Below are 13,726 nucleotides of genomic sequence, written 5' to 3'. Positions count from 1 at the left end.
GTCCTTCGAAACCACACGAGTTTTTTTGTGAAAGTTTCGTGTCAGACGCGCCCGCAGACGCTCGGGCAATGTCGCCCGAGAACGCTGAATCAGCTCAGCAAAACGACTCCACCGGGTAACGAGCGGAGTTTGGCACCGAATGCTTGCTCCAACTGGGTAAGAATGTCGTCCAGTCGGGTGATGCGAAACCGACCACTGACAGGAACCCGGCCGATCTGCGCATTCATGACGACGATTCTGCCCGGTCGATAACGATTGATCTCGCTAACGACGTCGTCCAACGGGGTGAACCTGAAAATCAGGACGCCCTGATGCCAGGCCGTTGCGATCTCTGGATCGATGGTGCGTATATGCTTGGCGCCGCCGCGGTCATATCTCAGCTGCTGCCCGGCTGTGACGAGTGACGTCTCATCCCCGCGTCGAACGTTCAGTTCGCCTTGCAGGCATGTAGCGCACACAACTGCGCTGTCGCCGCCGGGCAGATAGCTGACATCGAACCGAGCCGACGTGGCAGCAATCTCGCTGTCGGCAGCGATAACAGAAAACTTGTGAGCCTGTTGCGAGGTCGAGAACGACGCTTCGCCCGCGATCAGCTTGACCCTGTCGGTCCCGACCTCGGACGGTTGGCGGGCGATGCTGGTCCGCGTGTTCATCCGGATCGAAATATCGTCGGACAGAGCCAGGTTCTTCTGCTCCCCCGTTCCGGTTCGGTAGTCTGCCGCCAGCTCGGTCAAGGACGGCCACAACTCCAGCGGCGGACGGACTACGGCATAGGCGCCGGCGACCGATGCCGCCAGTAAACCACCGCCCAGGAATGCTCGTCGCCCGAGTATCGCGTTCCCGCGAGTAATCGGGCGCCCCCTTGCTTGCTGGTCGTGGCGCCGCAGATTGCTGCCAGCAGCCTGCAGGTCACGCCACAGCAGGCGCGCCGCCGCAAAGGCCTTCGCATGGTCCGGGCTAAGGCCGCACCAGCGCCTAAGCGCATCGGCGTCCGCCGACGTGGCCCGGCCGGAAGTCAGGCGCTGAACCCAGACGATTGCCTGCCGTTTCAGAGAATCCAATTCCTCCTCGCCATGTTCAGCACCGGTCATAGTTGTCTCTCTGAGATTGCCCGCGCCGAACATAGATCTCTTTAGGGATGACGTTTTTCATCGGGTAATTCCGCATATTCATATGCGAAATTTATCGCGCCGAGCGAGGCAATACTCTTGCGCACGCTGCAGTTCTTTTTCCACGAGACTCAACGAAATATCGAACCGGCGCGCAATCTCGGCTCGCGGCATTTGATCAAGCCGGGCCGCAAGCAGGATGTCGCGCTGCCGCTCAGGCAATTCGCGCAGGATCGCTTCTAACTGCCGCAGGTCGGAGCGCATCTCGACGATGTTCGCTGGCGCCGGTGCCTCGTCCGGGATGTCGAGCAGACTATCGACTTCAGCGGCACTGAGATAGCGGCTGTTGGCCTCGCGCATCCGATCTCGCGCGGCATTCATGGCGACCCCGAAAATATAGTTTGTGGGATTCCGGACAGTTCCGATCGACTCGACACGGTCAATCCGCAGCCATGCGTCCTGCAGGGCATCGGCGGCAAGGTCAGGAGATCCTAGCCGAACCGTCAGACGCCGCCTAAGTTCATCGTAGCGGTCGATCAAGAGCTGCCGTACTTGCACGAGAGATGCGTTAGTCATGGCGTCCGCGTCGCAACGGTTTCACATCCCGTCAATCCTGGCGCCTGCGGTAAGATAACGATCACAAAGGGCTGCCCTGAGCCATTCGGAGGAGGCTCTCCAATGCGGATATGACTTACGGCACGCTGAATAGCGGCGTCAACATCGCTGCTGCCGCCCGAACCGAATTGCTCATATTGCGTCACCGTTCCTGCTGCACCGACGCGGAAACGAATGGCAATCCGATAGCTCCCCGGTCTGGTAAGGCCATCGTGACATAGCGCTTGACGCAGGCTGTTCTGAATCTGCCCATAATAGGCGGCCAAGTCAGCGGGTGTCGACGGATTCATTGCAGATGAGACCGGCGAAAGAACGAACGACGTCTGCGTGATGCGCTGGGCAGACAGCCCGGTGCCTTCAAGCAGCAAACCGAGAGCACCGTCCGCCGACAAGCGTCCCTGTACTCTGTTCGATTGCCGGCCGGCAGCGAGATTGCTGTTGTAGAGAAGATCCCGCCCCGTTACGGCACTATACTGCTCAAGCGCCACGGCCAGTCGTTGTGCAGGAATATTGAATAAAAACAGAATCTCCTGAGTTGCCGCGCTATTAACCGACAGCACGGCCACAACCAGCGCAACAACGTGGCTCCTGCGGCCGAGCCAGTTTTTGACTGAGCACGACGCATCCAGCACACAATATCCCTTCACGCATTCACATGAGCGTCATGGCGCGGCTAGGTATAGGCACGCGATATAACAATCTCATGTCAAAGGCCACTCGATAGCCAGCGCTGAGGCGCTTTAAAACAGCTAACTGAAGGACGATCTGGTGGAGCGCATCGTCGCCATCGTCATGGCGCCATCAATCAAGTGCGGCCTTCTATCGGCTGCAATTACCGCCCGCGAACGGCGCATCATCGAAGCATGATGGCTGTCGGACAGTCCTCTAACTCTTGACGAGTTGGCCGGAGAGTTGAGCGTGTCACGGGAGCGGGTACGTCAAGTAGAAATTAGGCGCTGGAGAAGGCCCGAGCTTACGCGGCTTCGTTCGCCTGTTGCGTGACGTGTACGTTGATATTTCTCGGGCTGGACGGCGCCGCAAGCAAAGCCTTCGGCTAGGCTGACCGCATCAAACGCAGCACCGGCCTCGGTTGTCTCTTCGGGGACCGCCCTCGATCCCATGACTCCACTGGGGCATGTCTACGAAGGGCGTAAACAAGCAGGTTGTTTCCCGGAACTTGCTCGAATAGGCCAGTTCGCATTTTCAGTTTAGCCAACTGTGATATACTCCGACGGGGAATGGGGCCTGCGCCGAAGCTACATTGAACAGCGCGATACGACGTGCAAGAGGTTTAGCCGGGGTTTGGCGCTGGAACATCTATCCCGGCAATCGCTCCGTACGGGGCCCGCCAAGTTTCGCTCACGAGCTTGCTGTTGAAGCATGCCATGGCGAGATAAATAACGGCATTGAACGGACGCGCCGACAGGCGACTCGCGGTTAGTCGCTTCGCCAGCGGTCTAGGTGTCTATTCCATAGTGAAACTTATGCGAATTAGGATCTCATTGTCTTCTCGCGCCGCGACCACGTAAAATTCTTTACCAAACGCCCGCTGTTTCCGCAGTGCATTTACATTTCCGGTCATTTACCACTATGCCGAAGATGCACACGGACCCGTGCACCGCCCCCAGGTCTTTCTTCAATGACTATCCGGCCACCGTAGCTTTCCACGATCTGCCGAACGATAGTAAGCCCAAGACCCGCTCCACCGCTGTCGCGATTTCTCGATGGTTCCAGTCTATAGAACGGCTCAAACACCGTCGTGCGCGCATCTGCGGGGATGCCTGGTCCACGATCTTCCACACGTAGCTCCACACACACTTCCGATGAGAGCAGCGACAGCTCGGCGCAACCGCCATAAGCGAGTGCGTTACTTACGAGGTTTGCTACAACCCTTGCGAGGGCGGTGGTGGATCCTCGTACAAAAAGAGGAGCTGCCGCGCCAGACAGCGTTACGTTGTCGCCAAGAGCAATCCGTGCGTCCAGCTCCACCTGAGCTACGAACGAAAGGTCCGCCGCTTCGTCCGAACCATCTCCAAATGAAACTCGTGCAAATGCCAGTGCATCATCCACCAAGGCCTGCATGCCATCCAGGTCGGATGACGCTTTGGTTCGCTGCTCGCTTTCGGGAAGCATTTCGAGGCGCAGCCTGAGGCGAGTGAGATAGGTGCGAAGGTCATGGCTGATGGCGCCAAGCACTAGAGTTCGGCTACGCACCAGTTCGACGATACGCGCCTGCATGATATTCATAGAGCGCGCCAGCGCGCGGACCTCAGGTGCTCCTCGCTCCGCAACTGGTCTCAATTCGAGAGTCGGCCCGAATCGCTCGATAGCCGCGCTGAGCTCGGATAGCGGTCGCGTCTCACGGCGAACCGCGATGAGCGCAACGATGGCGACAAATATACCGAGTATTCCAGCAACCAATCCTACGGGAACACCCAAGATCCGCATCGTGAGGTCGCCGGTGGTCCGCACTTCAAGATAGTCGCCCGATTTCAGTCCGATAACGGCATGCAGTCGCGAGTTGATAAGCTTGCGGAACTGAGTGCCGCGCTGGCTGTCGGCTAAAAGCGTCAGAGCGATAAAGCGTTCGTCGCCATCGCCAAGCAACTTGCGTAATCGCCGCTCAGCAAGCCGCATCGGCGGCGTATCGGAGACGCCATCAGGAACATCAGGACGAACGCTTGGAAGAAATCCGGTGCCGGCAGCCGAGCGCAAAGCTAGCGAACGGTCCGCATCTGGAACCTTGTCCAACAGGAGCGTGAGTGCTGCGATCTGCCCGAGCAGCGGGGCAAAGGTCGCACCTTCGGCGGCATGGCGACGGTCGACAAAGTATGCACCAAGCGTCAGTAACTGAGCTACGATGAGACCACCGACAACAATCAGAGTCAGCCGACTCGCCATCGTGATGCGGCCCATGGAAAAATTCTCCTGATGAGATCGTCAGATGGCCTGCACATCGGCGGCAAAGAGATAGCCGCCGTTGCGCACCGTCTTTATGATTTGCCGCGCCGCGGGATCTGCACCGAAGAGCTTGCGGCGCAGACGGCTGACTGAAACATCGATTGTGCGATCGAACGGATCGGCGCTGCGCCCCCGAGTCCAGTCGAGGAGTTGATCGCGCGAAAGCACACGTTTTGGGCGCTCCAAGAAACAGACAAGCAGATCAAATTCCGCCGATGTCAGATCAATTGAAGCACCGCCAGCTGTCACAACACTCCGGGAATTCAAATCCGCCAACAGTGCGCAGAAGGCGAGACGGCTCTTTGCCTCTTTAACTCCGGCACTATCTACCCGACGCAAAATTGCGCGAATACGCGCAAGTAACTCGCGCGGATTAAACGGCTTCGGCAGATAGTCATCAGCTCCAATTTCGAGTCCGATGATCCGATCCACATCCTCTCCCCTTGCTGTAAGCATGAGGATCGGAAGATTGCCTTTTGCTCGAAGTCTTCGACAGATGGAAAGACCGTCTTCGCCCGGCAACATGATGTCGAGTACGACCAGGTCGGGACGCGCATGATCAAGCGCCTTATCCATCGCGGCACCATCAGCCGCACAGGTCGTTTTAAATCCCTCTCGTCCGAGAAAGTCCGCGAGCAAGGACCGTATCTCGCGGTCGTCCTCGACGATTAAGATGGTTCGCTCTGCCATGGATCGCCATTTTAAAGCTGGCTCGCGCCGAGGCAACGGCTCGCCTGCAATCGTTACAAAACGTTACAAAACTGGGCTCTCCTGAAATGCCCGCGCAAAGAACGGCTGTGAAGATGGCTCCCATGCAATCAGCCGGCGATGACGCAACAGCCGAGCTACAACCGCAAAGGAGAAATCTATGAAGCTCGCTCTTGTGTCGTTGTCGGTCGCCGGAACGATCAGTCTGGCCACCTTGTCGGACGCCGTCGCCTGGACGCGCAACGGCACCGTAACGACGTGGCGCGGTACGTATCACGGCGCAGCTTCGGGCGGTTGCTATGGCGGCACATGCTCGCGTTCACGCTCCGTAACCGGCCCAAACGGCGGAATCATCGCTCGAACCGGTAGTGTCTCGCGAACTAGTCCCGATAGTTTCAGCTACTCGCGCACCACCTCCGGTCCGAACGGCAACAGCGTAACGCGCAGCGGCTCTGTCTCTCGCTATTGACAGGCTGCTGCCGCGGCCGCCGGACGAGCCGAGCCCCCTTCGTCCGGCGGCCGAAATTCTCCTACACAACCAGCAATGAGGCCTACTATGAAAAGAATCATCGCAACCTTTGGAATTGGAGCGGCAGTTCTGCTCGCGACCACGAGTGTCGAAGCAGCGCCGATACTGCCAAGCCGTATGGATTCAACCGACATCATTCAGGTCCGCGGACTTTGTGGGCTTGGATGGCACCGCGGCCCCTGGGGCGGCTGTCGGCGAAACGGCTATCCCTATGCATATGGGCCTTACGCATATGCTGCGCCGTACCACCGCTGTTGGTGGCGACCAGGACGATTGGGGCCAGTCCAAGTTTGCGCATGGTGATCCCCGAGAACACACGCAACACGCCTATTCGACGTCAGCGGAGAATCGCATCACCACCCGCATCGGCGGAACTAACCAGCTCCCGTGACCATGAGGACAAACATACGATGAAGTTCATGATGAAATCGCCCGACTGGCGGCCCGAGATAAACACGGGGCTATTGGGTTGGATTCTGATTTTTGGCTGGCTCGTTATTCTGGCTTTCGCTCTTCCGGCGGAAGCGCAGACATCTCCGCAACCGAATTCGGCGATCCGGCAGGCCTGCTCTTCGGACGTCCGTACTTTATGTGCGGCTGTTGTTCCGGGCGGCGGCCGGATCAAGGAATGTATGTTGCAGAAACGAGATCAATTATCTCAGGCCTGCAAAGATGGTTTGACAGCAGCTAAAGGACCTCCAGGGCCACGAACGTAGCGATTTCGCCGAACCCTGCCCGATTAAAGGCCACGCGTACGAGATCGCGTACCCGCTACCCGGCCTCGCTCGCAGCACTGGTGCCGATGTAGTTCAACCTCGGCAGACGCGATAACCCGGGGTACCCCCCGGGGGCGGAGTCGTTAGCTTGTCAGCGAACATGTTCTGCGAAGGCCGACTCGCGATTTTCAGTTTGGCCGCGCTATCTGTGATATACCCCCGTTGGGATCGGGGACTGCGCCGAATGCTACATCGAACAGTTCAATACGAAGTGCAGGAGGTCCAGCCGGGGCTTTGGCGCTGGAACATTTATCCGGGCAATCGCTCGGTACAAGGGCCGGCCACGTTTCGCTCGCGTGAGCTAGCTGTAGAGGCATGCCACAGCGAGATCAATGACGGTATAGAACGGACGCGCCGACGGGCATAGTCGCTAATCGCTTCACACGTCTAGGTTGGTATTCTATTATCTATGTCATGCGACTCGGGCTTGTTGCAGAGCACCTAAGCAAATAGCGGCGCCGCCACGCTCGATGGCGTTTACTTCGATCTCAATATCCGTCGGCCGAAGAGATTGCGCGGTGAGAACGTCACTTGCCGCTGTCCGCTGATTCGTTCAGGGGTTGTTCAGTCCCGCCGGACCATGCTGCTGCTTGTGCAACATACACGGGGGCGTCGGTACCTCCCCTTGGCAGGCCAACGTCATCTTTGTACCGGACGAACGCCGTCTTACATATGGATTGGCCCGCTGTAGACGGCCCGCCAGCGCAATCCGGGCAGATCGCTCGCACTGCGACTGGCAACCGGTGCGACGCGCGGAAGAACGGATAGGCACCATGGCCATCAAGTCTTTGATCGTTTTCGTCGACCCTTCGCCAGGAGGCGAGGCCCGGACCCGCTATGCCGTCCGCCTTGCTGCTGAGCACGACGCGCACCTGATCGGCGTGTTCATCGCGCCCACAGGCTGGCGGCGAAATCCCGCCGATGGCTTCGTCGCCGGAGCCGTTGCCGTGCGCGAAATGGTCGAGCGCCACAGCCTGTTCGAGCGGGAGGCGGCTGCGGGAGCCATCAAGAATTTCGAAGCCCTAGCCGGCCGCGAGCGCGTGACCTTTGAATTCAGGTCCATCGAGGCCAACAACGCCGACGAATTGGCACGCCTGCATTCGCTTCACAGCGACTTAGTCATCGTTGGCTATCCGTCGCCAGGCGGCCTGCCAGCGCAGGGAACTCCGGCGGGCATGTTGCTGGCGACTGGTGTTCCGTTTTTGATCGTGCCGGAGAGCTGGATCAGCGACGGTGTCGCTAACAGAATCCTGTTTGCTTGGAATGCGAGCCGCCAGGCGCGGCGGGCGATTAGCGATGCACTGCCGCTAATGAAGACCGCGCAATCTGTTACCGTGCTAGTGATTGATGCGAAGAAGAATGCATCCCACGGCGAACAGCCAGGCGCCGATGTAGCGCACTATCTCTGCCGGCATGGCGTCATCGCGACCGTCGAACAACGACTGTCCGATGGCAAAGCCATCGCCGACGTGATCCGCGAATTCGCAACCCACGATGGGTCGGACCTGATCGTGCTCGGGGCCTACAGCCATGCGAGAACCAGAGAATTCATCTTCGGCGGCGTCACCCGATCACTGCTCAGGAACATCACCGTCCCGACGCTGATCGCCCATTGATCTATAAATTGGAGGTCTCGGCCGACTAGATGTGTAGTCCGACTGCTGGCCATATCGCTGTTCTGCAGCGCATCACAATCGATCCCAGATTTATTCCACAACGTAAGTTATGCGATTCGGAGCGGGATTGTGCCTAGCTGGCTCCTTGGCAGGCATGCCGAAAACTGCGTGGCCTCCCTCTGATCCTGGTTCGAATTCCGGAGCGAGCCAATCCTGACTACGTTGCCCGGTCCAATCGCAAACGTTCTGCGCGAGCGCGTGCATCGATCACAGCGCTCGGTGACGCTGACGAAATCGTGCGGTTTCGGCCGGTCCGCTTCGCTTCGTAAAGTCGCCCATCAATCCGTTTGTACAGGCTCGGCCAGTTATCTCCCGGCTGCAGCTTCCCCACGCCGAAGCTCGCAGTGACCTGCCTCGCTCCCCCCAGGACAGAAAAGCTGTTCTGCTCGATGGCTGTCCTCAACCGTTCGGCATAATCAACCGCTTCCTGTTCGTCTGTATCCGGAAGGAACACCGCAAATTCCTCGCCGCCCAGTCGCCCGACAATATCGCGTTTGCGGGACGCGTTGCGCAGCATGCGCCCCATCTCTCCGAGGACATCGTCTCCGACGTGATGACCGAGGGTATCATTGATGCTCTTGAAGTTGTCGATGTCGCACAAGGCGAGCGCAGCGCGGCTCGGTCCGTGTTTGAGCAGATGGGCGGATACCCGTTCTTGAAAGCCGCGCCGGTTCAGGATGCCGGTCAACAGATCGAGATCGCGTTCGCGGCGGAGATCGTCGATCATGTCGGACACCGCCGCGGCGAGGATGGCCAGCGCCAGGCCAGCGCCAAGCACGGCGAGAGAAAGCTGAAGTGCCTGCCAGAACATCGAATTGCCGAACGTGATCTTGTCAATCGGCGCGGAAAATCCGACGGTCAGCAAGGTTCGTGGAAAAAAATGCAACCCGAACAGCAACAGCACCCAGAACAGAGCCCGATCGACATACGGCCCGCGCGCCAAAGCGGTGAGCCGCGCCGCTGCGATCAGCATCAGGAGGCAGTAACCGAAATTCTGGATGTAGACCCGGGCGATCAGATTACGATCGATATAAAAGAAATAGGCGAGCAGAAGAACGAAGCCGGCAAGGATCGCCATATCGATGACCGGACCGAACCCCTTTCCCGAACGCACCAGGATGCCCTCCATGGCGGCAATAACCGCCGACGTGTAGAGCGCGCCTGACACAATGGCATTGGCCCCCACGCCGGGCGGCAAGCTCAAGGTCTGCGACATCGCACCGAGGGCAAACAGGACGCACGCGCCGGCCAGCAAAAGCAGGTAGTTACGCTTTTTCTCCATGAGCCACGCGCAGACGAAAGCAACCCCGAAGACGAACAATATTCCGGGCGTGATCAGTTGGAGCGTTGTCTTGACGATGACCCCATCCATCTCGCTCAAACTTTCCAATAGGCGCCCAAGCCGTTGCGACGCACGGCTTGGGCACGGTGCCTCGTAGCCAAAGAACACTATAAAATTCGATCCGAAATGCCTCAAATGCGAGTTGATTGACGGTCACCGGTCGGATGGCTGCACCAGAACTGGGTTGATCTTTTTAAAATCGATGTGAACTGGCGCGCTTCCCAGGCCAGCCTGCTCGACGGCAACAATCAACGGCGGCGCGCACCGCGTGCAGTTCGCGCAGTCATTCCGTCCAGAATAGGTCCGCGACATTAGCTCACGACCGGTTGGTAAGAAGTTCGCGAAGAGCTGAGATCGGTCGAGGTTTTGAATTCTTCGAATGCATATTGCTCGCTTGCACGCCTCTCACGCAGTACGACAACATGCATTGGTGTGGTCGTTTCTCGTCACCGGAAGCTGATGCCGGTTGCCATCTGCAATGCGATCAACAGGAAGCAACCAAGACTCAGGATTCCAAGGCATTGATGGGGTGAAAACATTTTGAGCTTCCTGTGTCATATAGCTTGCAGCCTAGGGGCGCCTCAGATGGCTAATGAATACTTAAAGTCGACCTTAGCGATCGAAGTGCGCTCATCTGCCCCATAAATCAGAGCTTCTTCGTACGACGCCAAACCCTCAATGTTCCCGAGATGCCACCTAGAACGGCAGGCGGCCGTTAACTGCGTTCGTCAATCAGTTCGGTACCAATGTTGCGTAGATGTCTACCGGGGGAGAGAGCGAATGCGAGGGACGAGCGAGGTTGCATTGAAGGCGGTAAAACGCGGGTTGCTGGCGCGAGCGCTGACGCCCGGCCGCATGCCAGTCGTTACGCTGTGCGGATGCAGCGCAGCACTGGTCGCGGCAATCTTCCTTCTTACCCTGCATGCTGTAAGCCGCTCCAAGGAGCGAGCCCTCGTCGAGACCGAGCGCGAATTAACCCAGATGGCGACGATGCTGGCCCGCCATCTTGATCGCCAGTTCGACGATTCCACGATCATCGCCTCCGACATGATCGACCGGCTCCACATCCGGGACATTCCCGCCGCCTCCGAATTTCGCGCCGTGATGGCAGCTGAGGAGGCGCGGCAAGTCTTTCGATCCAAAGGGGTCTCGTACGTCGGCGACATATCCTTTTTCGATGCGTCTGGCGAAATGATCTCCTGGTCGCATCCGGTCCCGGCACCTCGGATATCCATCGCAAAAAGAGCTTACTTTCAGCGGATTATTTCCGATGCGTCTGTCTCGACGTTGGTCGAGACAGTGCCAAGCCTTGTATCCGGTAATCAGCAAACCGTCATCGCGCATCGTTTGACGGGTGTTGGCGGCGTATTCTTAGGCGTCATGATACGCCGCATCGCGCCGGCGCAATTTGAACAGTTTCTGGCGTCGATTGGTCCTGTGAGCGGCTTGGCTGTAACGCTGCTTCAAAATGACGGCACGTTACTTGCCCGCTACCCGCAAGCCCCGCACCTTGTTGGCAGCAAGCTTCCTGACGGTTCTCTCGTCAGCCAACTGGCCGACGACGCGACGACTCTAACGGTCCGCGGTACCGGCCCGGTGGACGGAGTTTCGCGACTGGCGGCCGGTGTCCGACTGAGCCATTTCCCCGGTGTTGTCGTCGCAGCTAAGACGACGGATGCGGCGCTTGCCGATTGGAACTCGCAAAGCCGCTCCACCCTCATTGCAGCGGTACTCGCCGCGCTGGCGGTTGCTGGAGTCATGCTACTCGTCGTCAGACAGATTGTATTGAACAACCGCGAGAATCGGCGGCGATTGGAGCTGGAGAGGGAACGTCTCGACACCGCCTTAAACGGCATGGTTCAAGGTTTGGTTGTCTACGATAGGGCCGGTGTCGTTACTTCCATAAACATCCGCTATCTTGAGATGTTTGACTTTCCGCCGGACACCGACGCCGTCGGATGGCACTTCAGAGATTTGATGGCCGAGCGCCAGCGGCGCAGCCATTTCGACGGCGACGTTGATGCTTTTTGCTCAACCGTCATGAGAGCGATTGCTAAAGGGAGCGTCGAGCGCATCAGTAGTCAAGCGAAGGACGGCCGATCGTTCCTTGCTATTAACCGACCGTTGAGTACGGGAGGATGGGTGGCAACGATCGAGGATACAACCGAGCGCACCCGGCTTGAGCACGATCGCGATCGGAATATTGCGTTTGTGCGGGAGATCATCGACCACATACCGTCCCTGATCACCGTTAAGGACGCGCAAACCCGGCGATATCTGCTGGTCAACCGTAACGCCGAAACGCATTTCGGATTCTCCGCCGAAATGATGGTTGGAAAGACAGCTTTTGAGTTTTTCAACGAGAGCGACGCCCGCTTGGTCACGGCCGAGGATGAACGCACCATCAACTCCCGCGATAACATCGTTATAAGCGAACATGTCTGCGTAAGAGAAGGTCTCGGCGAACGGTACATAACGTCGAGCAGCATCGGTATACGTGATGAAGGCGGTTGTGCTCGGTATATTATTAATGTGCTCGACGATGTAACCGAGCGCCGCCTTGCTAACGCCAGGATTGCCCATCTTGCCCACTATGACGCGCTGACCGATCTGCCTAACCGAGTACTTTTCCGGATGCAGTTGGAGGAGCGATGGTCAGGAGCAACTCAGGGAAGACCTTTCGCGCTTCTCTACATTGATATCGATGGCTTCAAGGGCATCAACGATACGCTCGGACACCACGTTGGTGACGGCCTGCTGCAACAGATCTCGGCACGGCTTCGATCCTGCTTGGAAGATGGTGACCTGATCGCACGGCTGGGCGGCGACGAATTCGCAGTCGTAACGGGTCGCTTTGAAACACGCGATGAAGTCGCAGATCTCGTGGGCAAGCTGCAAAAGGCCGTCCGCAATCCTTTCGACGTTGGCGGGCATCGGCTGTCCAGCGACGCGAGTATCGGCATCGCAATTGCTCCGAATGATGCCGAGGGTATCGACGATCTGGTCAGACATGCTGATCTCGCCATGTACGCTGCGAAACTGGACGGCCGGAGAACGCATCGCTTTTTCGAACGCTCGATGACCGAGAGGGCAAAAGCCAGGCTATTGATGGAGCAGGAATTGCGGGAAGCGATCGCCGCTAAGGGGTTCGAAGTTCATTACCAGCCGATCGTCGATCTAAACGGTGCAATCGTCTGCTGCGAAGCCCTCCTCCGTTGGCGGCATCCCATCCGGGGCATGATCTCGCCTGCCGAATTCATTCCGGTTGCTGAGGATACCGGCTTGATCACAGAACTTGGCAGCTTGGTTCTCCGGGTTGCATGCGCAGAGGCTGCCGGTTGGCCTGCCCATATCCGAATAGCGATCAACGTGTCGCCGATGCAGGTCAAGGCGACCTCCTTCGCCTTGACCGTCGCGAGTGCTCTCATGTCCGCGGGGCTTGATCCCAGTCGGCTGGTGATCGAGATCACCGAGGCTGTTTTGATTGGAGACGACGATGCCGCGCTCCCGGCATTGTATGAACTCCGCGGTATGGGTATCCAGATTGCGTTGGACGATTTTGGTACCGGCTATTCGTCGCTAAGTTACCTGAGGCGGTTTCCTTTCGACCAAATCAAGATCGACAGGTCGTTCGTGAAGGACCTTGAGACTAAAGAATCACTGGCGGTCGTTGAGGCCGTCATGAACATTGCGGCTGCTTCCGGCATGACGACAACGGCAGAAGGCGTCGAGACCGAAGCTCAACGAATTCTCCTGAGCAAACTCGGATGCACTCACCTACAGGGCTACTTGTTCAGCGCGGCAATGCCCGGAGTGGCGATCGCTCAGCGATTAGGCTCGGAGGAGCCGCTCGCGACTTATCAAGCGGCGTCATCAGTTGGTTCGTAAAGCGCCGCTGTCCGCTGATGATCCCGCGATTCCTTGCGGGTTCTCGACGAAGTCACCAAGCCGACCGATCCCTCTTCTGAGCAGGGCTCAGCAAATGAAGGACAGTCTATTTCGCCTGAAGG

General features: G+C 58.1%; 12 protein-coding genes. 6 read left to right on the top strand and 6 right to left on the bottom strand.

Going from position 1 to position 13,726, the window contains the following annotated elements; all coding sequences use genetic code 11:
• Window positions 1-89 precede the first annotated feature (89 nt).
• From AC1DUY_RS22210 to AC1DUY_RS22200, 3 genes are all read right to left on the bottom strand, one after another.
• Window positions 90-1,091: a FecR family protein gene (locus AC1DUY_RS22210; RefSeq protein WP_478117121.1), complete on the bottom strand. Its 1,002-nt coding sequence runs from the start codon at window positions 1,089-1,091 to the stop codon at window positions 90-92.
• A gap of 78 nt (window positions 1,092-1,169) precedes the next feature.
• Window positions 1,170-1,685, bottom strand: a complete 516-nt coding sequence (locus tag AC1DUY_RS22205; protein ID WP_478117119.1) for an RNA polymerase sigma factor — start codon at window positions 1,683-1,685, stop codon at window positions 1,170-1,172.
• On the bottom strand, window positions 1,682-2,356 hold the full coding sequence (locus AC1DUY_RS22200; protein WP_478117117.1) for a secretin and TonB N-terminal domain-containing protein: 675 nt from the start codon (window positions 2,354-2,356) through the stop codon (window positions 1,682-1,684). The genes AC1DUY_RS22205 and AC1DUY_RS22200 overlap by 4 nt, the downstream gene beginning before the upstream one ends.
• A 238-nt stretch (window positions 2,357-2,594) precedes the next feature.
• On the opposite strand from AC1DUY_RS22200, the gene AC1DUY_RS22195 reads away from it, so the two are divergent.
• On the top strand, window positions 2,595-2,726 hold the full coding sequence (locus tag AC1DUY_RS22195) for a sigma factor-like helix-turn-helix DNA-binding protein (RefSeq protein ID WP_478117267.1): 132 nt from the start codon (window positions 2,595-2,597) through the stop codon (window positions 2,724-2,726).
• A 576-nt stretch (window positions 2,727-3,302) separates the two neighbouring features.
• On the opposite strand, the gene AC1DUY_RS22190 is transcribed toward AC1DUY_RS22195, so the two are convergent.
• Entirely contained in the window at window positions 3,303-4,640 is a 1,338-nt protein-coding gene (locus tag AC1DUY_RS22190; protein WP_478117115.1) for an ATP-binding protein, read from the bottom strand.
• 24 nt (window positions 4,641-4,664) lie between these two features.
• Window positions 4,665-5,375: a response regulator gene (locus AC1DUY_RS22185; protein ID WP_478117113.1), complete on the bottom strand. Its 711-nt coding sequence runs from the start codon at window positions 5,373-5,375 to the stop codon at window positions 4,665-4,667.
• Window positions 5,376-5,553: 178 nt separating this feature from the next.
• Here AC1DUY_RS22185 and AC1DUY_RS22180 point away from each other — a divergent pair, with 178 nt between their 5' ends.
• The 4 genes from AC1DUY_RS22180 to AC1DUY_RS22165 all read left to right on the top strand — a co-directional run bounded on the left by AC1DUY_RS22180 (window position 5,554) and on the right by AC1DUY_RS22165 (window position 8,314).
• Window positions 5,554-5,862, top strand: coding sequence for a hypothetical protein (locus tag AC1DUY_RS22180; RefSeq protein ID WP_478117111.1), 309 nt, complete (start codon window positions 5,554-5,556; stop codon window positions 5,860-5,862).
• Between the two features lie 75 nt (window positions 5,863-5,937).
• Complete coding sequence (locus AC1DUY_RS22175) at window positions 5,938-6,225, top strand: GCG_CRPN prefix-to-repeats domain-containing protein (RefSeq protein ID WP_478117110.1); 288 nt, start codon at window positions 5,938-5,940, stop codon at window positions 6,223-6,225.
• A gap of 107 nt (window positions 6,226-6,332) precedes the next feature.
• A complete protein-coding gene (locus AC1DUY_RS22170) occupies window positions 6,333-6,638 on the top strand; it encodes a hypothetical protein (RefSeq protein WP_478117108.1) in 306 nt (101 codons plus the stop codon).
• Between the two features lie 833 nt (window positions 6,639-7,471).
• Entirely contained in the window at window positions 7,472-8,314 is an 843-nt protein-coding gene (locus AC1DUY_RS22165) for a universal stress protein (protein ID WP_478117106.1), read from the top strand.
• 217 nt (window positions 8,315-8,531) lie between these two features.
• Here AC1DUY_RS22165 and AC1DUY_RS22160 read toward each other — a convergent pair whose 3' ends face one another.
• The gene (locus tag AC1DUY_RS22160; RefSeq protein WP_478117104.1) at window positions 8,532-9,746 is read right to left on the bottom strand and encodes a GGDEF domain-containing protein; all 1,215 of its coding nucleotides are present in this window, start codon (window positions 9,744-9,746) and stop codon (window positions 8,532-8,534) included.
• A 750-nt stretch (window positions 9,747-10,496) separates the two neighbouring features.
• On the opposite strand from AC1DUY_RS22160, the gene AC1DUY_RS22155 reads away from it, so the two are divergent.
• Entirely contained in the window at window positions 10,497-13,604 is a 3,108-nt protein-coding gene (locus AC1DUY_RS22155) for a bifunctional diguanylate cyclase/phosphodiesterase (protein ID WP_478117102.1), read from the top strand.
• The last annotated feature ends 122 nt before the right edge of the window (window positions 13,605-13,726 follow it).

It is taken from the genome of Tardiphaga sp. P4_G1 (assembly GCF_056401215.1).
This window is presented reverse-complemented; position numbering and strand designations above follow the sequence as displayed.

Bases quoted from the DNA above. Each gene is read 5' to 3' on its own strand.
- AC1DUY_RS22185 (WP_478117113.1), bottom strand. From the start codon at position 5,375: ATGGCAGAGCGAACCATCTTAATCGTCGAGGACGACCGCGAGATACGG.
- AC1DUY_RS22160 (WP_478117104.1), bottom strand. From the start codon at position 9,746: ATGGATGGGGTCATCGTCAAGACAACGCTCCAACTGATCACGCCCGGA.
- AC1DUY_RS22165 (WP_478117106.1), top strand. From the start codon at position 7,472: ATGGCCATCAAGTCTTTGATCGTTTTCGTCGACCCTTCGCCAGGAGGC.
- AC1DUY_RS22170 (WP_478117108.1), top strand. From the start codon at position 6,333: ATGAAGTTCATGATGAAATCGCCCGACTGGCGGCCCGAGATAAACACG.
- AC1DUY_RS22175 (WP_478117110.1), top strand. From the start codon at position 5,938: ATGAGGCCTACTATGAAAAGAATCATCGCAACCTTTGGAATTGGAGCG.
- AC1DUY_RS22180 (WP_478117111.1), top strand. From the start codon at position 5,554: ATGAAGCTCGCTCTTGTGTCGTTGTCGGTCGCCGGAACGATCAGTCTG.
- AC1DUY_RS22190 (WP_478117115.1), bottom strand. From the start codon at position 4,640: ATGGGCCGCATCACGATGGCGAGTCGGCTGACTCTGATTGTTGTCGGT.
- AC1DUY_RS22155 (WP_478117102.1), top strand. From the start codon at position 10,497: ATGCGAGGGACGAGCGAGGTTGCATTGAAGGCGGTAAAACGCGGGTTG.
- AC1DUY_RS22210 (WP_478117121.1), bottom strand. From the start codon at position 1,091: ATGACCGGTGCTGAACATGGCGAGGAGGAATTGGATTCTCTGAAACGG.
- AC1DUY_RS22205 (WP_478117119.1), bottom strand. From the start codon at position 1,685: ATGACTAACGCATCTCTCGTGCAAGTACGGCAGCTCTTGATCGACCGC.